This is a genomic window from Micromonospora sp. AKA38, assembly GCF_027925725.1.
GTDB lineage: Bacteria > Actinomycetota > Actinomycetes > Mycobacteriales > Micromonosporaceae > Micromonospora.
This window is the reverse complement of the sequence record NZ_BNEI01000004.1, coordinates 341,142-360,542: the sequence shown is the minus strand read 5'-3', so window position 1 is coordinate 360,542 and position 19,401 is coordinate 341,142. Positions and strand designations below refer to the sequence as shown.

The 19,401-nt window shown below is 72.5% G+C and carries 9 protein-coding genes; 6 read left to right on the top strand and 3 right to left on the bottom strand.

Annotation, left to right across the window (positions count from 1 at the left end; translation table 11 throughout):
- Window positions 1-783: a thioesterase II family protein gene (locus TPA0908_RS16975; RefSeq protein ID WP_281939083.1), complete on the top strand. Its 783-nt coding sequence runs from the start codon at window positions 1-3 to the stop codon at window positions 781-783.
- On the opposite strand, the gene TPA0908_RS16970 is transcribed toward TPA0908_RS16975, so the two are convergent.
- The 3 genes from TPA0908_RS16970 to TPA0908_RS16960 are packed head-to-tail and all read right to left on the bottom strand — an operon-like array spanning window position 753 to window position 3,602.
- Entirely contained in the window at window positions 753-989 is a 237-nt protein-coding gene (locus TPA0908_RS16970; protein WP_281939081.1) for an acyl carrier protein, read from the bottom strand. The two genes, TPA0908_RS16975 and TPA0908_RS16970, sit on opposite strands and share 31 nt — an antisense overlap.
- The gene (locus TPA0908_RS16965) at window positions 986-2,863 is read right to left on the bottom strand and encodes an HAD-IIIC family phosphatase (protein WP_281939079.1); all 1,878 of its coding nucleotides are present in this window, start codon (window positions 2,861-2,863) and stop codon (window positions 986-988) included. Before TPA0908_RS16965 ends, TPA0908_RS16970 begins: the two co-directional genes overlap by 4 nt.
- The gene (locus tag TPA0908_RS16960) at window positions 2,853-3,602 is read right to left on the bottom strand and encodes an O-methyltransferase (RefSeq protein ID WP_281939078.1); all 750 of its coding nucleotides are present in this window, start codon (window positions 3,600-3,602) and stop codon (window positions 2,853-2,855) included. Before TPA0908_RS16960 ends, TPA0908_RS16965 begins: the two co-directional genes overlap by 11 nt.
- Before the next feature lie 277 nt (window positions 3,603-3,879).
- Between TPA0908_RS16960 and TPA0908_RS16955 the strand changes: the two genes are divergently transcribed.
- The 5 genes from TPA0908_RS16955 to TPA0908_RS16935 are packed head-to-tail and all read left to right on the top strand — an operon-like array spanning window position 3,880 to window position 19,400.
- Window positions 3,880-15,402, top strand: coding sequence for a non-ribosomal peptide synthetase (locus tag TPA0908_RS16955; RefSeq protein ID WP_281939076.1), 11,523 nt, complete (start codon window positions 3,880-3,882; stop codon window positions 15,400-15,402).
- On the top strand, window positions 15,399-15,617 hold the full coding sequence (locus TPA0908_RS16950) for an MbtH family protein (protein WP_281939074.1): 219 nt from the start codon (window positions 15,399-15,401) through the stop codon (window positions 15,615-15,617). The genes TPA0908_RS16955 and TPA0908_RS16950 overlap by 4 nt, the downstream gene beginning before the upstream one ends.
- A 14-nt stretch (window positions 15,618-15,631) precedes the next feature.
- Window positions 15,632-16,390 (top strand): thioesterase II family protein, encoded by a 759-nt coding sequence (locus TPA0908_RS16945; RefSeq protein ID WP_281939072.1) that lies wholly within the window; start codon window positions 15,632-15,634, stop codon window positions 16,388-16,390.
- Complete coding sequence (locus TPA0908_RS16940) at window positions 16,377-18,137, top strand: non-ribosomal peptide synthetase (RefSeq protein WP_281939070.1); 1,761 nt, start codon at window positions 16,377-16,379, stop codon at window positions 18,135-18,137. Before TPA0908_RS16945 ends, TPA0908_RS16940 begins: the two co-directional genes overlap by 14 nt.
- Before the next feature lie 9 nt (window positions 18,138-18,146).
- The gene (locus TPA0908_RS16935; protein WP_281939067.1) at window positions 18,147-19,400 is read left to right on the top strand and encodes a cytochrome P450; all 1,254 of its coding nucleotides are present in this window, start codon (window positions 18,147-18,149) and stop codon (window positions 19,398-19,400) included.
- The last annotated feature ends 1 nt before the right edge of the window (window position 19,401 follow it).

The following is a 19,401-nucleotide window of genomic DNA, read 5'->3' as shown; positions in this document are numbered from 1 at the left end:
ATGACGCAAGCCGACCCGCTCTGGTTCCGGTGGCATCGGCGGGTGCCGGCTCCCACCGCGCGGCTGGTGTGCTTCCCGCACGCCGGCGGCGCGGCAAGCTTCTTCCGCAACTGGCCGGGCGCGTTGCCGCCCGGCGTCGAGGTGCTCGCGGTGCGCTACCCGGGCCGCGAGGACCGCATCCGGGAGCCGTTCATCGAGGCGATGGCGCCGATGGCCGACGCGATCAGCACGGCGACGGCGACACTCCTCGGACCGCCGCTGGCGTTCTTCGGCCACAGTCTGGGGGCATCGGTGGCCCACGAGGTCGCGGTGCGGCTGGAGCGCGACCTCGGCCCGGTGCTGCGCATGCTGTTCGTGTCCGCGCGACCCGCGCCCCATCGCCTGTCGCGCAACGATCTGCACATTCGCGGGGACGCCGCGCTGATCGACGACATCCGCCGGCTCGACCGTCATACCGCACATGTCTTCGACGATCCGGAGTTGCGCACGATGCTGCTGCCGATGGTGCGGGCTGACTACCGGTTGGTGGAGACGTACTATCCGGATCACGTCGATCGGGTGGACGTGCCGATCGTCGGTTACAGCGCCGACACCGATCCGGAGGTGTCCGTCGACGACGTCGCCGCGTGGCGGGACGTGACCCGGGGCCGGTTCGAGCTGCGGACGTGGTCCGGTGACCATTTCTTCCTGACGCCGCAGGAACGTGCGGTGGTCGAGGACGTGGGCCGGCGGTTGCTCGCGGCGGTGCCGGGTCAGTCCGGCGCCGCGGTCGCGCGGCGGTAGATGCCACGCAGGGTCCGCTGGGTCAGCAGGGCGCCGACGGGCACCCGGTGGCCGGTGCGCCTCTCCATGGCCACCACCAGCCGCAGCACATGGATCGAGTCCCAGCCGGGGACCGCGTCGAGGTCCACGTCGAGGTCACCGGTGTCGGCCACCGGCAGGCTCAGCTCGTCGCGGACGAGCCGGAGGAACTCCGCCTCATCGATCATGACGCCGCCTCCGTCGGGGCAAGGTCGTTCTCGACGGCGAGGTGCTCGGGCTGCTCCGGCACGGCCCGCAGGTCGTGGCGGAAGCCGCCGGCGGCGGGCGAGAAGCCGAGCGCCGGGTAGAACCGCGCCGCACCGGCGTTGCGACCGGTCGGACGGTAACGGCCGATCACCTGGTCGCATCCGGTGTCGCGGGCGTGGTGCAGCATGCTGATCACCGCTGCCTCGGCGATGTCCCGGCCGAAGACCCGGCAGCTGAGCACGACGTTGGTGAGGTCGAGCGTGTCGCCGTCGCGGCAGGCGAAGACGGCGCCGACGATGCCGTAGCGGCCGTAGCGGTCGGTGACCTCCACGGCGACCACGAGATCGTCCAGCCGCCGTTGGACACCGGCCGGCTGCACCCGCTCGCCGGTGAGGTTGAACTGGTTGGTGCGCAACGTCAACTGCGAGATCCGGCCGATCTCGTGCGGGCGCGGCCGGGCCAGGCGCACCACGGTGCCGAGGCTTCGCAGGTACGCCGCGGTCGAGCCGGCCTGATCGCGCAGCTCGGTGCGGGCGGCGTCGGCGTGGTAGCCGGCGGTGCGGGTGCGGTCCTGATCGGTCAGGTCGAGCACGTCGAACCAGCCGTCGGCGAGCAGTCGCGACACGTGGGACGCCGGCTCGTCGTCGAGCTCGACCACGGCGATCTCCGGTCGGGCGGCGGCGATCAGGCCGACTTCGTAACGCGAGTCGTCGGCGAAGACGAGACTGTCCGCGCCGACGTTCAGCCCGGTGGCGAGATCGTCCAGGTTGACGTCCTTGGGATGCCAGTTGGCATTGAGGCGCGCGAAGTCCGCCTCGCGCAGCACCATGTCCGGGTGCTCGCGCAGCACGGCGCGTACCGCGTCGATGTCGTTCTTACTGCTCACGGCAAGGAGCACCCCCTGCCCGGACAGGTGTTTGAGGAGCTGTTGGACGGCGCGGAACGCCTCCCCGCGCAGCGTTCCCGCGGCGGCGATCCCGGCCGGACCGTCCTCGCCCAGGATGCCGTCCCACAGGGTGCCGTCGAGATCGACCACGAGCACCTTGCGGGTGAGCCCGGCCGCCGCGGCGGCGAGGTGGCCGACCTCGCGGGCGTACGCGGCGAACAGCTCGTCGCTGAGGTGCACCCCCGCGTACCCGGCCATGCGCTCGTCGCTGACGGGTCCGGTGGCGTTCGCCAGCGGTTCGAGGTCGATGACCACGACGCGTGGATCGCGCGCGCTCAGCCGGAGCAGGGCCGTGTTGAACTCGCGCCACAACGCGCCGACCTCGGCCCGGGTCCGCAGGTCGCGCGCCTGGTGGCTGAGCGCGCGGACCAGCGGCGTCGTGTTGAGCACCAGCAGCCCGGTGGTGGTGGCGAGAACCTCGCTGACGACGGCGCCGATCTCGTCGCCGACGGCGGCGAGCACGGCGGCGAGATCCGGTGCCCGCCAGCCGGGTGGCAGCCGCGAGGTGACCATCGGCGGGGCCAGCAGCCAGAGCGTGAGATCGGGCCGGGCCGCCTCGACGGCGCCGCCCCGGCGCAGCGCGAGCGCGTGCGGGTCCTGTTCGGTCACGTGGGGCCGCATCAGCAGACCGTGTCGCGCGCACTCGGCGGTCAACGGCGCCAGCAACGGCCGTACGGTGGTGGCGCTGGTGATCGCGACCGTGAGCAGACCGCGCCGGTCCGGCCGGGGCACGTCGGCCGGGTCCATGCGGGTCAGTAGCTGACCGGCCCGGGTCAGGTTGGCGGCGGCGTCGGGAGCGCGGGCCAGCTGGTTCAGCAGTGGCGGCACGCGACGGAACTCGGTGGCCAGCGCGCCGGCGGAGTGCAGCGACCGCAACGCCTCCAACGGCGGCTGTCCGTCAACGGGCATGTCGGATCAGCGTCATGCCGTCCCGCACCGTCAGTAACACGTTCTCCACCCGCGGATCGGCCGTGATCGAGGCGTTGAACGCGGCCAGGTGCCGCGCCCAGTCGCCGCGCATGGCGCGCAACCACTCGTCGGCGTCCGTGGTGCGGTCGAGCTCGACGCCGGAGGCCGGCGGTGGGTCGGTGACCGCCCCGCCCCACAACGTGTTGTCGAAAATGAGTAATCCGTGCGGGGAAAGCAACCGCCGTTGCATGATCCGGTCGAAATACCGTTGGTAGTTCGGCTTGTCGGCGTCGACGAAGATGATGTCGAATGGCCCGTCCACCTCGCCGAGAACGTCAAGCGCGTCACCTTCCACCAGCCGGATCTTGTGACCGTGCGGACTGGCGTCGAATGCCGACTTGGCGACCGCGCGGGCCTGCTCGTCGGCGACGAAGCTGTCGACGGTGACCACCCTGCCGTCGGCGGGGAGCGCGGACGCCATCGCGACCGCGCCGTGACCGGTGAAGGTGCCGACCTCCAACACGTTTCGGGCCTGTGCCAGGGATACGAGCATGCCGAGGAAGACGGCCTGGATGGAGGTGGACGCGATGTCCGCCCACTGTGGGCACTCCCGTTGCGTGCGCTGCTGTATCTGGTGCAGTTCTCCGGCGACCGGCGAGGTGTGCGCGGTGGCGTACTCTTCGATTCCGGGCCGGAAGATGGGCGGCTTTGTGAAGACGATGTCCTTGCGATGGAGCACGAAGCCTCCCCCTGCATGACCGCCCCGGCCCGGTGCGTGGCGATGTCAAGCGCCGAGGTGCACTGATCGTTTCGCGAACAGTCGATGATGATCAAAGCATTTATTGACTTCTATATCGCTACCAGAGGCGTCGGACGAGGTCAAGCCTTGACTGCCATCGATGGGCGCTCTAGCTTCGAGGCATTCCAGGAGGCTGCTCGCCGGGACAATTTTCGACCACCGCAGGGGGATTCGAGCGGCACCGCTGCCGACGTGATCGGCGAGCTTGAGGAGCGCTATGACGGACACTGCGACGGAGCGTGCCCGGCACTCGGGGCGGACCAGCGCGACGTTGCCGCAGATGTTCGAGGCACAGGTGATCCGTACGCCCGGCGCGGAAGCCGTGGCGGCTGGCCACGACCGCCTGACCTACGGCCGGCTCGACGAGCGCGCCAACCGGCTCGCCCGCCTGCTTGTCGAGCGAGGCGCGGCGCCCGGCCGCATCGTCGCCCTGGCGCTGCCGCGCTCGGTGGACCTGGTCGTCGCCGTCATCGCGGTGCTCAAGACCGGCGCCGCGTACCTCCCGCTCGACCCGGACTACCCACCGGATCGCCTGACGTTCTTCGTCTCCGACGCGCGGCCGGCGTGTGTGGTGACAACCGGGGCGAGCGGTGTGGGCCTGCCCGCCACCGCGACGGTCATCGAGCTCGACCACCCGGAGACGGTGGCCCGTCTGGCCGAGCTTCCCGCCGACACGCTGAGCGTCGACGAGACCGGCGGCAGCCTCACCCCCGAGCACACCGCCTACGTCATCTACACCTCCGGGTCGACCGGCCGCCCCAAGGGCGTCGCCGTCGCGCACCGCAACGTCATCCGGCTGTTCGCCACCGACGCACCGTGGTCCGGTCTCGGTGACGACCAGGTGTGGACGCTGTTCCAGTCGTACTCGTTCGACTTCTCCGTGTGGGAGATGTGGGGACCGCTGTCGCACGGCGGCCGGCTGGTGGTCGCCAGCCGTTCGGACACCCGCTCTCCGCTGGACTTCCTACGACTGCTCGCCGCCGAGGGCGTGACCGTGCTCAGCCAGACGCCGTCGGCCTTCGCCGAGCTGTTGGCCACCCGCACCGTCGCCGCCGAGCTGTGGGCGTCACTGGCCCTGCACACCGTCGTTCTCGGGGGCGAGGCGCTGCCCGCCCAGACCGTCCGGGACCTCCACGAGACCCGGCCGGACTGCCGCATCCTCAACATCTACGGGCCGACCGAGACGACGGTGCACGCGACCACCTGCTTCGTCGACCCGGAGATGGGGGTGCCGCCGATCGGGCGGCCGGTCAACGGCGCCCGCGTCTACGTGCTCGACCCGGCGCTGCGGCCGGTGCCACCCGGAGTCGACGGCGAGCTCTACATCGCCGGCGCCGGGGTGGCGCTCGGTTACCTGAACAGACCGGCGTTCACGGCGGAGCGGTTCGTGGCCGACCCGTACCATCCGGGCGGCGGCCGGATGTATCGCACCGGCGACATCGTCCGATGGCGGCCCGACGGCGTGCTCGATTTCGTCGGCCGCGCCGACGGGCAGGTGAAGGTGCGCGGCTTCCGCATCGAGCTCGGCGAGGTCGAGGCGGTGCTGGCCACCCACCCCGGCGTCGCACAGGCCGCGGTGACCGTACACGAGGTCCAACCCGGCGACCAGCGCCTCGTCGGGTACGTGGTGCCGGCCACCGACGCCGCCGGCACCCAGGAGGTCGCGGCGGAACTGGTCGGCGAGTGGCGCGACGTCTACGACGATCTCTACTCCGGTCGGTCCACCGCGCCGGCGCCGCTCGACGACGACTTCAGCGGCTGGAACAGCAGTTACGACGACGCGCCGATCCCGCTGGAAGCGATGCGGGAGTGGCGCGACGAGACCGTCACGCGGATCCGTGCGCTGCGACCCCGCCGCGTGCTCGAGATCGGAGCCGGCAGCGGCCTGCTGCTGGGGCCGCTGGCGCCGCACACCGAGGAGTACGTGGCGACCGACTTCTCGGGTCCGGCCGTCACCGCGTTGCGGACCCGGACAGCCGCCGATCCGACGCTGGCGGGCCGGGTGCGGGTACGCGAGCAGGCCGCCGACGATCCGACCGGCCTGCCGGAGGCTCACTTCGACGCCGTGGTGGTGAACTCCGTCGTCCAGTACTTCCCGAGCGCCGACTACCTGGTCGACGTGGTCACCATCGCGCTCCGGTCGGTCCGGCCGGGCGGTGCGGTGTTCCTGGGCGATCTGCGCAACCTCGCGCTGGTGCGCTGCTTCCACGCCGGTGTCCGGCTGGTCGACACCCCGGCGTTCGCCGACGTCGACCAGGTCCGGCAGCGACTCGACCACGACATCGACCTCGAACGGGAACTGCTTGTCGACCCACGGATGTTCACCGACGCCGCAGCCGCGTTCCCCCTGCTGGGCGCGGTCGACGTGCGGCTCAAGCGGGGACGCCACGACACCGAGCTGAACCGCTACCGCTATGACGCCGTGCTCTACCGCGCCGGCGGACCGGATCCGGCGGCACCGGCCGAGACCACCTGGCGGTGGGACATCGACGTCTCGTCGGTGGCGGCCGTGGTGGAGCGGCTGGCCGGCGTCGGCGAAGCGGTACGCGTCACGGGTATCCCCAACGCACGCGTCGCCGCCGACGCCGCCGTGGCGCGTGTCGTGGACGCCGGACGGGTCTGGGTCGACGCGGTGGCCGCCGCGTACGACGCGGGCGGCGTGGACCCGCAGGACGCGCTCGACGCCGTGCACCGGGCCGGGCGCGTGGCGGCCGCCCGATGGTCGGCGGAGGACGTCGACCGGTTCGACCTCGACATCGCCGCCGGCACGACGGCAGACAGTCCGCCCGGCACCGGCATGGCGGTGGCCGTCGCGCCGGCCGCGCCCGGTGGCCGGCACGCGGCGACCGCGTTCACCAACCGCCCGCTCGGGGGTGATCCCGGCCGCCTGCTCGTCGGCGCGCTGCGCCAGCATCTCCGCCAGCGGTTGCCGGACTTCATGGTGCCGGTCGTGATGGTGGTGGAGTCGTTGCCGCTGACCCCGAACGGCAAGCTCGACCGGGCGGCGCTACCGGCACCCGAATTCGGTGTCACCGGCGGCGCCGAAGCGCGCACACCCCAGGAGGAGGTGTTGTGCGGCCTGTTCGCGGAGGTGCTCGGGTTGTCCTCGGTGGGCACCCGGGACAACTTCTTCGACCTGGGCGGGCACTCGCTGCTGGCGACCCGCCTGGTGAGCCGGGCGCGCTCCACCCTCGGTGTGGAGCTGGAGGTGCGGACGCTGTTCGAGGCGCCGACGGTAGCGGGGTTGGCGTCGCGGCTGGACGCCAACCGACTGTTGCGCCCGGCCCTGACACCGCGGGCCCGGCCACGCGTGGTGCCGCTGTCGTTCGCGCAGCGCCGGCTGTGGTTCCTGCACCGCCTCGAAGGCCCCAGCCCCACCTACAACATCCTCTTGCCGCTGCGGATCACCGGCACGTTCGACCGCGCCGCGCTGCGGGCCGCGTTGACCGACGTGGTCGCCCGCCACGAGAGCCTGCGCACGCTCTACCCGGAGGTCGACGGTACGCCCTCCCAGTTGGTCCGGCCGCCGGACCGAGCCGGGGTGGACCTCACCGTCACGCCGGTGACGTCGGAGACGCTGGAAGCGGTGTTGCAGAGGGCGGCCCGCTACTCGTTCCAGCTCGCCTCGGAGCCACCCGTGCGGGGCGACCTGCTGGTGCTCGCGCCGGATGACCACGTGCTGCTCCTCAACGTGCACCACATCGCCGCCGACGGCTGGTCGATGGCGCCGCTGGCCCGCGACCTGTTCACCGCGTACGCCAGCCGGACGCAGGGGCGTGCGCCCGGCTGGCGGCCCCTTCCGGTGCAGTACGCCGACTACGCGCTCTGGCAGCAGGAGCTGCTCGGCGCCGAGAACGACCCGGACAGCCTGGCCGCCCAGCAGACCGACTACTGGCAGCGGGCGCTGGCCGGCCTGCCCGACCGCATCGCGCTGCCCACCGACCGGCCCGTCTCGGCGCTCTCGTCCTACGAGGGCGACCTGCTCGACTTCAGTGTCGACGCGCGGCTGCACGAGCGGATCGTCGAGGTGGCCCGGTCGTCCGGCGCGACCGTGTTCATGGTGCTGGTGGCCGGCCTGGCCGGGCTGCTCTCGCGGCTGGGTGCGGGCCGGGACGTGCCGATCGGCACCCCCGTCGCCGGGCGGCTCGACGAGGCGCTCGACGACCTGGTCGGCTTCTTCGTCAACACGCTCGTCATGCGGGTCGACCTGAGCGGGGACCCGTCGTTCGCGGACCTGCTCGAACGCGTCCGCGGCACGGCGCTGGCCGCGTACGCCCATCAGGACGTGCCGTTCGAGCGTCTGGTCGAGGTGATCAACCCGGTCCGGTCGCTGGCCCACCACCCGCTGTTCCAGGTCATGCTCGCCCTGCAGAACGCGCCGGAGGCCGGCTTCGAGCTGCCCGGCGCGCAGGTCACGTTCCAGCCCGTCGGCACCGCGACGTCCCGCTTCGAGCTGTTCTGGAACGTGGTCGAGCGCCACGACGCCACCGGGCGGCCGACCGGCATGGACGGCATCATCGAGTACCGCAGCGACCTGTTCGACCGGGCCACGGTGGGCGTACTCGCGCGGCGTTGGATCCGGTTGCTGGCCGCGGCGGTTGCCGATCCCGACCGTCGGCTCGGCGCGCTCGACCTCCTCGAACCGACCGAGCGGGCGGATCTCGCCGCGTGGAACGACACGATACGGCCGGTGCCTGCCGAGTTGCTGTACCAGCGGGTGGAGGCGCAGGTGACGCGGGCGCCCGAGCGGATCGCGGTCGAGTCCGGCGGCGAGCGGGTGACCTACGCCGACCTCAACGCGCGCGCCAACCGGCTGGCCCGCCTGCTCGTCGCACACGGCGCCGGCCCGGAACGCCTCGTCGGGCTGTTGATGCCGCGGTCGGTCGACCTGATCGTGGCGCTGCTCGCGGTGAACAAGACCGGCGCGGCCTACCTGCCGGCGGACCCCGGCTTCCCGGCCGAACGCGTCGACTTCATGTTCGACGACGGGCAGGTCGCCGCCGTGCTCACCGTCACCGCGCTGGCGGGCGGCGTGGACCACGACGTCGCGCCGGTGATCGTGGTGGACGCCGACGAGGTACGCGACCGGCTGCGCACCGTCCCCGCCGGAGACCTGGCCGATGCCGAGCGCACCGGCCGGCCGCATCCACTCAACCCGGTCTTCGTGCTCTACACCTCCGGCACCACCGGCCGGCCCAAGGGCGTCGTCATGCCGACGACCGTCATCGCCAACATGCTGCGCTGGCACGACGCGCACATCGGCGCCGACCCCGACGCCCGGGTGGCCCAGTTCACCACCGTCACGTTCGACGTGGCCACGCAGGAGGTCTTCTCGGCGCTCACCACCGGCAAGACGCTCGTGTTGCCGGCCGAGACCATCCGCCGGGACGCGGGTGCGCTGGCCGAATGGCTGGCGCGGCAGCGCATCCGGGAGTTCTACAGCCCGACGCTGGTCATCGAGGCGGTCTGCGAGGCGGCGAACGAGCACGACACGGATCTGCCGGCGCTGCGCGAGGTGTCGCAATCCGGGGAGGCGCTGCTGCTCAGCAGGCAGATCCGTGACTTCATGCGCCGCGGTCCGCAACGCCGCCTGCACAACCACTACGGCCCGATCGAGGCGCACGTGGTCACCGCGTGCCAACTGCCGCCGGGTGTGGACGACTGGCCACCCGCGGCCCCGATCGGCCGGCCCATCGCGAACCAGCAGGTGTACGTGCTGGACCCGTGGCTGAACCCGGTGCCGCCGGGGACCACCGGTGAGCTGTACATCGCCGGTCGTGGCGCCGCTCGCGGGTACCTGCGACGCCGTGGGCTGACCGCCGAACGCTTCGTCGCCGACCCGTTCGGCGCGGCCGGTGGCCGCATGTACCGCACCGGGGACCTGGTGCGGTGGCGGCGCGACGGCACGCTGGAGTACCTGGGCCGCGTCGACCACCAGGTGAAGATCCGCGGTCATCGCGTCGAGCTGTCCGAGGTCGAGGCCGTCGTCACCGAGCACCCCGACGTCAACCAGGTCGCCGTCGTCGCGCACGACCGGCCGGGCGTCACCCAGATCGTCGCCTACGTCGTGCCCGCGCCCCACGCCGGGCTCGTCGAATCCCGCCTGCGTGACTGGATCAGGGACCGGCTGCCGGAGTTCATGGTGCCGGTCGTGATGCTGCTGGAATCCTTGCCGACGACCCCGAACGGCAAGCTCGACCGCTCGGCGTTGCCGGTACCCGAGTCCGGTGCCACAAGCGCGGTGGCGGCGGCCCGCACACCGCAGGAGGAAGTGCTGTGCGGCCTGTTCGCGGAGGTGCTGGGCGTCTCGGCGGTGGGCGTCCACGACAGCTTCTTCGATCTGGGCGGCCACTCGCTTCTGGCGACCCGGTTGGTCAGTCGCGTGCGCTCCACGCTGGGAGTCGAACTGGAGGTGCGCAGGCTCTTCGACGCGCCCACGGTGGCCGGACTGGCGACGGCGCTGGACCCGCACCGTTCGCTGCGCCCGGCCGTGGTGCCGATCGCCCGGCCGGACGTGGTGCCGCTGTCCTTCGCGCAGCGCCGGTTGTGGTTCCTGCACCGCCTCGAAGGTCCCAGTCCCACCTACAACGTGCCGGTGCCGATCCGCCTCGACGGAGCCGTGGACGAGGCCGCCCTGCGGGCCGCCTACCGTGACGTGCTCGAACGCCACGAGTCGCTTCGTACCGTCATCACGGACACCGACGGCGTACCGTCGCAGCGGGTGCTCCCGATCGGCGAGGTGGTGGCGCACGTCGAGACCGTCGGGGTGACCGCCGCCGGCCTGGCGGCCGCGCTCGTCGAGGCCGCCGGTCACCGGTTCGACCTGGCCGCCGAGCCACCCGTGCGGGCGTGGCTGTTCACCGTCGACGAGCACTCCTCGGTACTGCTGATCCTGATGCACCACATCGCGGGTGACGGCTGGTCCATGGCGCCGCTGACCCGCGACCTGCGCACGGCCTACGCCGCCCGCGGCCACGGGCAACCGCCGGCCTGGACGCCGCTGCCCGTGCAGTACGCCGACTACACGATGTGGCAGCACGAGCTGCTGGGCGCCGAGGGTGATCCCGACAGCGTCTACACGCAGCAGGTGAGCTACTGGCAGGACGCGCTCCGGGGCCTACCGGAACAGCTCGTGCTGCCGGCCGACCGACCGCGGCCACCGGTCGCCGCGTACCACGGTGACGTGGTCGCCTTCACGCTCGACGCCGACCTGCACGCCGCGCTCGCCGCCACCGCCCGTGGTCACGGCGCCACCATGTTCATGGCGCTGCTGGCGGGACTGGCCGGGCTGCTGTCGCGGCTGGGCGGAGGCTGCGACGTGCCCATCGGCACCCCGGTGGCCGGCCGGCTGGACGAGGCGCTTGACGAACTGGTCGGGTTCTTCGTCAACACTCTGGTCCTGCGCATGGACACCAGCAGTGACCCGACCTTCGCCGACCTCCTCACGCGAGCCCGGTCGACCGCGCTGGCCGCGTACAGCCATCAGGACGTGCCGTTCGAGCATCTCGTCGAGGTGCTCAACCCGACCCGGTCCCTGGCCCACCAGCCGTTGTTCCAGGTCATGTTCGCCCTGCAGAACGCACCGGGCGGGCAGTTCAGGTCGGCTGACCTCGCGGCCGGCGCGCAGGGGCCCCGCGTCGGCGCCTCCCGGTTCGACCTGTTCGTCAACGTCGCGGAGGAACGCGACGAGACCGGCGCGCCGGCCGGCATCTCGGGCATGGTGGAGTTCAACACGGACCTGTTCGACCGGGCCACCGTCGAGGCCCTCGCCGACCGCTACCGCCGCCTCCTCGCCGCCGCCGTCGCCGACCCCGGCATCCGGCTGGGCGCGATAGATCTGCTGACGCCCGCCGAACACGCCACGGTGCCCGACCCGGACGTCGCTCGAACCGTCGAGGTGGACGACGTGCTCTCGGCGCGGGCGCGGGCGCTGGCCACCGCACTGGGCATCGGCCCCGACGCCCGCGTCGCGCACGAGGCGACCGCCGGGCCCGCCGTGGCGCGAGCGCTGGCGCTCCTGGCCGCCGAAACCGGTGCGTCGCTGCTACCCGTGCCGACCGACTCGGCCGATCTCGATGGCTGGCTGCACACCGGACGCGTCAGTCACCTCATCACCACCCCGACCCGCCTCAGCGACCTCGACCCGGACGCGGCGCCCGCCGGCCTCAACGGCATCGCCGTCACCGGGGAGAACTGCCCTCCCGCGATGGTGACGGACTGGGCCGCCGGCCGGCGGTTCGTCAACGTGTACGGCACCGCCACGCATCCCTGGCTCACGATCAGCGACCCGCTCGAACCCGCCGCGGGCACCGCCGCGATCGACCCGCTGCCGATCGGGCGACCCGCTGCCGGTGACCGCCTCCACCTGCTCGACGCCTGGCGGCGACCCGTGCCGCCGGGCGTCGCCGGCGACATCCACGTGCACGACGGCACCGGCCTGGCCGCGACCGGTGACCGTGGCCGGTTGCGCCCGGACGGGCAGCTCGACCTCTACGGCCCGACCGAACAGGTCGACGGCCTCGAACCGGGTCTGCTCCCCTGCCGTGTCGAGGCGGCCGTCGCGGACTACCCGGCGGTCCGGCGCGGCGTCGTCGTCCGCTCCGGCGAGGAGACGCCGCCACGGTTCGTCGCCTACGTCGCCGGGCACGCCGGACACCACGTCGACGCCGGCGCACTACGCCGGCACGTGCCCGCCCATCTGCTGCCGTCGGCCACCGTCGTACTCGACGATCTCCCGCGGACGCCGTACGGGACGGTGGATCGGGCCGCTCTTCCGGCCCCCGCCGCCACCCCGTCACGCACCACCCGCGCGCCCGGCACGCCGCAGGAGGAGATCCTGTGCGACCTGTTCGCCGAGGTCCTGGGCCACCCCGCCGTCGGCGCGGAGGAGAACTTCTTCACCCTGGGTGGGCACTCGTTGCTGGCCACCCGGTTGGCCGCGCGCATCCGGGCCGTGCTCGGCGTCGAGATACCGGTGGGACAGATCTTCGTGGCCCCGACCGCGGCCATGCTCGCCGAGCACCTCACCGACGCGGTCGCCACCACCCGGCCCGCGGTCCGGCCGATGCCCCGCCCCGCCGTCGTGCCGCTGTCGTACGCGCAGCGGCGGCTGTGGTTCGTGGAACGTCTCGGCGTGGCCGACGCCGCCTACAACGTGCCCATCGGGCTGCGGCTGCGCGGCGAACTCGACGTGCCGGCGCTACGGGCCGCGCTGACCGACGTGGTCGGCCGGCACGAGTCGCTGCGCACCACCTTCCCGGAGACCGCCGGCCACCCGGTGCAGCAGGTCCAGCCGGTCGACGGCCTCGCCGTGCCGATGACCGTGACACCCGCCGACGAGGCCGGCCTGGCGGAGGCGCTGGCCGTGGCCGCTGCCTACCGCTTCGACCTGGCCGCCGAGCTGCCGGTACGGGCGTGGCTGTTCACCGTCGACGCCCGGACGTCGGTCCTGCTGGTGCTGATACACCACATCGCGGGCGACGGCTGGTCCATGGCGCCGCTGACCCGCGACCTGCTCACCGCCTACACCGCCCGCAGCGACGGGCGGCCACCGGCCTGGTCGCCACTGCCGGTCCAGTACATCGACTACACGCTGTGGCAGCAGGAACTGCTCGGGGCCGAGGACGACCCCCACAGCCTCTACGCGGACCAGGTGGCCTTCTGGCGGGAAACCCTGCGTGGCCTGCCTGAACAACTCGCGCTGCCGGCCGACCGGGCACGGCCACCGGTCGCCTCCTATCGCGGTGGGGTCGTCACCTTCACCTTCGACGCCGACCTGCACGGCGCGCTCGTGGCCACCGCCCGCAGCGTCGACGCCACGGCGTTCATGGTGCTGCTGGCCAGCCTTGCCGGGCTGCTCTCCCGGCTCGGCGCCGGTGACGACATCCCCATCGGCACACCGGTCGCCGGGCGCCTCGACGAAGCCCTCGACGACCTGGTGGGGTTCTTCGTCAACACACTCGTCCTGCGCGTGGACACCAGCGACGATCCGAGCTTCGCCGGCCTCGTCGAGCGGGCCCGGTCGACGGCGCTCGCCGCGTACGGTCACCAGGACGTGCCGTTCGAACACCTGGTGGAAGCCCTCAACCCGACCCGGTCCCTGGCCCACCAGCCGCTGTTCCAGGTTCTGCTCGCGTTGCAGAACGTGCCGTTCACCGGCTTCGGTCTGCCCGGTGTCACGGTGGGCGCGGAGCCGGTCCCGACGGCCAGCGCCAAGTTCGACCTGTCCTTCCAGCTCATCGAGCGCAAGGCGGCCGACGGCGCGCTGCTCGGGTTGGACGGCATCGCCGAGTTCCGGACCGACATGTTCGACCGCGCCACCGTCGAGGCCCTGGTCGGACGCTGGCGCCAACTGCTCACCGCCGCCCTGGCGGATCCGGAGCGGTCCCTGTCGCGGTGCGACGGGGCCCGTGTGGTGGCGGCCGGGGCCGTCACACCGCTGGATCTCGGTCAGGTGCGCGCCGTGTTGCGCGGCGAGACCGGGGTCCGCGACGTGGATCTCGCCCTGCACGGCGACGGCAGAACCACGCAGGGGCTGTCGGCCTATCTGGTGGCCGAGCCGGGCGCGACGCTGGACGTGGCGGCGCTGGGCGATCGACTGCGGACCCGGCTGCCCGCTCACCTGGTGCCCGCCGACATCACTGTCGTCCCCGCCGACGAGCCCGCGCCAGCGCCCGTGACCGGGGTCGGGGGTACCGCCGGCACTCCCCGCGAGGAGCTGCTGTGCGCGCTGTTCGCCGAGGTGCTCGACCGGCCGCACATCGGCCCGAACGACGACTTCTTCGCCGCGGGCGGGCACTCGCTGCTGGCCCCGACGTTGCTGCGGCGGATCGAGGAGACGCTCGGCACGCGGCTCAGCCTGCTGCACCTGTTCGAGACGCCGACCGTGGCCGACCTGGCCCGGCGGCTCGACGACGGTGACGGTCACCTCGACTCGTTCGCGACACTGCTGCCGCTGCGGCCCAGCGGCACGCTCCCACCGCTGTACTGCCTGCCGCCGGGCGCCGGTGTCGGCTGGTCGTACGCCAGACTCGCCCGGTTCCTCGAACCGGACCGGCCGCTGTACGCGCTGCAGTCACCCGGTCTGCACGGCGACCCGGCTCCGACCGACATGCCGGCGCTTGTCGACAGGTGGCTGGCCGAGATCCGCGCGGTGCAGCCCGACGGCCCCTACCACCTGCTCGGCTGGTCGTTCGGTGGCATCGCCGCGCACGCGCTCGCGACCACCCTGCAGGCGGCCGGCGACACCGTCGAGCTGCTGGCGATCCTCGACACCTACCCGCAGAGCGCGTTCTCGACGCCACCGGCCATGCCCTCCCGCGAGGAGATCCTGGCCGGCTTCCTCATGTTCGTCGGCGCCGATCCCGGTGACCTCGAGGAGATCACGGTGGCCGCCACGGTACGCCGGCTCCATGCCTCCGGTGGCGCGTTGTCCGGGGTGGACGAGGCCGGTATCGAGGCGGTGCTCGGCACGTTCGAGAACAACATCCGCCTCCAGTTCGGCTACCGACCGCAACGCTTCGACGGCGACGTGTTGCTGGTCGTCACGACCGCCAACCCGGTGGACGACTGGCCCGACCCGGCAAGCTGGCAGCCCTACGTCAACGGGGCGGTCCGCACGGTCGAGGTCGCCTCCACCCATCCACGGCTGCTCGAACCGGACGCGGTCGCCGCATTCGGGCCGGCGCTGGCCCGGGCGCTCAGCGCCGATCCGCACACCACGTCAAGGAGCCGAGAATGACCAACCCCTTCGAAGATCCCGACGGCCGCTTCGTCGTGCTCGTCAACGACGAGGACCAGCACTCACTGTGGCCGACGTTCGCCGACGTGCCCGCCGGATGGCGGGTGGTGCACGGTGAGGACACCCGCGAGGGCTGCCTGACCTACGTCGAGGAGCACTGGACCGACATGCGGCCACGCAGCCTGGTCGAGGCGATGGCCGAAACCGACACCTGACCGGAGCCGCCCGCATGGACGTCACGGCCACCCGCCGACCATGGCTGCTGCGCAAGCCCACGGCCGACAGCACGTACCGCCTGTTCCTGCTGCCGTACTCCGGAGTCGGCGCGTCCATGTACGCGCGCTGGCCGGCCCGGCTCGGCCCGGCCGAGGTGTGCCTGGTGCAGCCGCCGGGGCGCGAGAACCGGTTCCGCGAGCCGCACTACGGCCGGTACGAGGACTACGCCGCGGCCCTGGTGGACGACATCCGGCCGCTGCTGGACCGGCCGTTCGCGTTCTTCGGGCACTGCAGTTCGGCTCTGGCGGGGTTCGCCACCGCGCTGCATCTGCAGCGGCTCGGCCTTCCGGTACCGGACCGGCTTTTCGTGTCGTCGGAGGTGGCGCCCCACGACGGCCCGTACGGTCGGTTCCTCGACATGGACGACGAAGCCCTGGGCGTCGAACTGGCCGGGTTGATCCGGGCGATGGGCGGCCGGCCGCAGCCCGACGCCATCGAGGTCGGGCTGGGCGTGCTGCGAGCCGACCTGGCGGCCAACCGCCGGTACGTCTTCCCGGAACCGGTCCGGCTGGCGACGGCCATCACCGTGATCGGCTGGACCGACGACCGGGAGATCCGGCCCGAGCAGATGGTCGGCTGGCGCGCCTACTCCGGGGACGTGCGTTTCGTGACGCTGCGAGGCGACCATCACGCGTTCCTGGCCGCACCGCCGGCACTGCGCGGCGAGATCATGCGCGACCTCGAAAGGACGGCCAGCGATGCCGACACCTGAGTCCGCCGGCACCGTCCTCGACATGATCGCCGAGCAGGTCGCCACCCGCCCGGACGCGGTCGCGGTGAGCTGGCGCGACGAGCGGCTGACCTATCGGGACCTCGACGCCGCCGCGAACCGCCTCGGCCATCGCCTGATCGCGGCGGGCGTCCGGCCGGACACCCCGGTGGGGGTCGACGTGCCGGCGTCGGTGCGGCTTCCGGTCGCGCTGCTCGGCGTCCTCAAGGCCGGCGCCGCCTACCTCGGCGTCAACCCGTCGCAGCCACCGAACTACCGGCGTGCGCTGCTCGACGACGCCGGCGTGCGGATCGTGGTGACCGCCGAGGACGACAGCGCGGTGGACGGCCGTACCGCCCTCTCCGTCGACGGCGACGGCCCCGATGCCCCCACGCCCCGACGGCCGCATCCGGACAGCACCGCCTACGTCGCGTACACCTCCGGTTCGACCGGCCGTCCCAAGGGCGTCCGGATACCCCACCGCGCCGTCACCAGGCTCGTCGCCGCACCGGACTACGTCGAGGTGACCCCGGCGGACACGGTGCTGCACGCGGCGCCCGTCGCGTTCGACGCGTCCACGTTCGAGCTGTGGACGCCGCTGTGCCACGGCGCGCGGGTGGCCGTGCGGCCACATGACGCCGTCGAGCCGCGCGACCTGCTCGACGTCATCGCCCACGAGCGGGTCACCGTGCTGTGGCTGACCGCGGGTCTGTTCCACCACATGGCCGCCGGGCCGCTCGACGCGTTCGGCGGGGTTCGCACGCTCCTCGTCGGCGGTGACGTGATCGACCCGGCGGCGGTCAACCGCGTGCTGGCGGCCGTGCCGGGGTTGCGCGTGGTGAACGGTTACGGGCCGACGGAGAACACCACGTTCAGCCTGTGTCACCCGGTACGCACGCCGGTCGACGGACCGGCGATTCCCATCGGTCGGCCGGTGCCGGGCAGCGGCGGGCACATCCTCGACGCCAGGCTGCGCCCGGTGCCCGACGGCGAGACCGGTGAGCTGTACGTCGACGGAAGCGGGCTGGCGCGTGGCTACCACGCGCAGCCGGCCCGCACCGCGGAGCGTTTCGTGGCCAACCCGTTCGTGGCCGGCGCCCGCATGTACCGCACCGGCGACCTGGTGCGCCGCCGCCCGGACGGAGCGGTGGACTTCCTCGGTCGCGTGGACGACCAGGTGAAGATCAGCGGCTACCGCGTCGAACCGGGCGAGGTGGAGGCGGCGCTGCGCCGCTGTCCGCCGGTGCGGTCCGCGGCCGTGGTGGCACAGGGCGCCCCGGACGGCAGCCAGCGCCTGGTCGCCTTCGTGGCAGGTGATCCCGCGGAACCTCCGCTGTCGACGCTGTCGATCCGCCGCCACCTGGCCGCGTCACTGCCCCGATACGCGGTGCCGGCCGCGATCACCGTCGTGGAGGACCTGCCGCTGACGCCCCAGAGCAAGGTGGACCGAGCGGCCCTGGCCGCCTGGGCCGGCCGGGACCGGCCCGAGGTCAACGCCGAGTTCCAGCCGCCGGGCACCCCGACGGAGCAGGCCGTCGCCACGGTCTGGGCCGATGTGCTGGGCCTGCTCACCGTCGGCGTGCACGACGACTTCTTCGAGCTCGGCGGCTACTCACTGGCGGGCATGCGGATCACCGGCGAACTTGAGGCGAACTTCGGCCTCTCCCTGCCAGCCAGGACGTTCTACGAGAACTCGACGGTGGCGGAGCTGGCCCGGATCGTCGACGCGCATCTGGGCACCGGGAGCTGAGGAACTGGCATGCGGATAACCGTGCCCACCGCGGACGCCGAGGTCGACCTGAGCCGGGTCGACCTGTTCGACCCCGAGCTGTATGCCACGGGTGACCCGCACCCGATCTGGCACGCGCTGCGCCGGCATGCGCCCGCGCACCACCAGCGGCTGGCGGACGGCCGCGAGTTCTGGTCGGTGACGCGGCACGCCGACGCCTGTCGGGTGCTGGCCGACCACACCGAGTTCACGTCGCAACGCGGCACGTTGCTCAACGCGCTGAGCCGCGGTGACCCGGCCGGTGGCCAGATGATGGCCGCGACCGATCCGCCGCGGCACACGTCGATGCGCGAGCCGCTGGCCCGGGAGCTGTCCCCGCACCGGCTGAACCAGCGCCGGCACCTGCTGACGCGCGCGGTGCGCCAAGCTCTGGAACCCGCCCGCGACGGGGACGTGTGGGACCTGGCGGTCGCGGCGGCTGGTTTCCCGATGTCGTTCACCGGCGCGTTGATGGGCATCCCGGAGGCCGACTGGCCCCGGTTGACGCGCGCGACGACGATGGCGATCGCGCCCGACGACACCGAGTTCCAGGAGGGGGACAGCCACATCACGCTCGTCGGCGTCCACCACGAGCTCTTCGACTATTTCTCCAGCGAGGTCACCCGTCGCCTCGCCGAGCCGTCCGACGACCTGATCGGCTTCCTGACGCAGATGCGGCCGGACGGCGGGCCGCTGCGGCACGACGCGATCGTCTACAACTGCTACAGCCTGCTGCTCGGCGCCAATGTCACGACGCCGCACGTGCTCACGGCACTGGTCTGCGCGTTCCTCGAGCACCCCGACGAGTTCCGGCGTCTCAAGGCCGACCCCGGTCTGATCGCGCCCGCGGTCGAGGAGGGCCTACGGTGGTCGTCGCCGGCCAACCACTTCATGCGGTACGCCCGCACGGACGTGACGATCGCGGATCAGCGGATCCGGCGTGGCACCGCGGTCGCGGTGTGGCTCGGCTCGGCCAACCGCGACGAGGCGGTCTTCGCCAACCCGTACCGCTTCGACATCGGCCGCCGGACCGAGCGTCATCTCGCCTTCGGGTACGGCCCGCACTTCTGCGTCGGCGCCTCGCTGGCCCGCATCGCACTGCGGATGCTGCTCACCGAGTTCGTGGCGCTGGTCGACGACATCGAGCCGGCCGGGCCGGTGCGCCACCTGAAGTCCAACTTCGTGGCGGGCATCAGCCACCTCCCGATCCGGACCCGCCGCGCCGGGCGACCGGCGGCGAGCTGAC

Excerpts from the sequence above, each read along its gene's own strand:
- TPA0908_RS16965 (WP_281939079.1), bottom strand. The coding sequence starts at position 2,863 with ATGCCCGTTGACGGACAGCCGCCGTTGGAGGCGTTGCGGTCGCTGCAC.
- TPA0908_RS16955 (WP_281939076.1), top strand. The coding sequence starts at position 3,880 with ATGACGGACACTGCGACGGAGCGTGCCCGGCACTCGGGGCGGACCAGC.
- TPA0908_RS16940 (WP_281939070.1), top strand. The coding sequence starts at position 16,377 with ATGCCGACACCTGAGTCCGCCGGCACCGTCCTCGACATGATCGCCGAG.
- TPA0908_RS16970 (WP_281939081.1), bottom strand. The coding sequence starts at position 989 with ATGATCGATGAGGCGGAGTTCCTCCGGCTCGTCCGCGACGAGCTGAGC.
- TPA0908_RS16950 (WP_281939074.1), top strand. The coding sequence starts at position 15,399 with ATGACCAACCCCTTCGAAGATCCCGACGGCCGCTTCGTCGTGCTCGTC.
- TPA0908_RS16975 (WP_281939083.1), top strand. The coding sequence starts at position 1 with ATGACGCAAGCCGACCCGCTCTGGTTCCGGTGGCATCGGCGGGTGCCG.
- TPA0908_RS16935 (WP_281939067.1), top strand. The coding sequence starts at position 18,147 with ATGCGGATAACCGTGCCCACCGCGGACGCCGAGGTCGACCTGAGCCGG.
- TPA0908_RS16945 (WP_281939072.1), top strand. The coding sequence starts at position 15,632 with ATGGACGTCACGGCCACCCGCCGACCATGGCTGCTGCGCAAGCCCACG.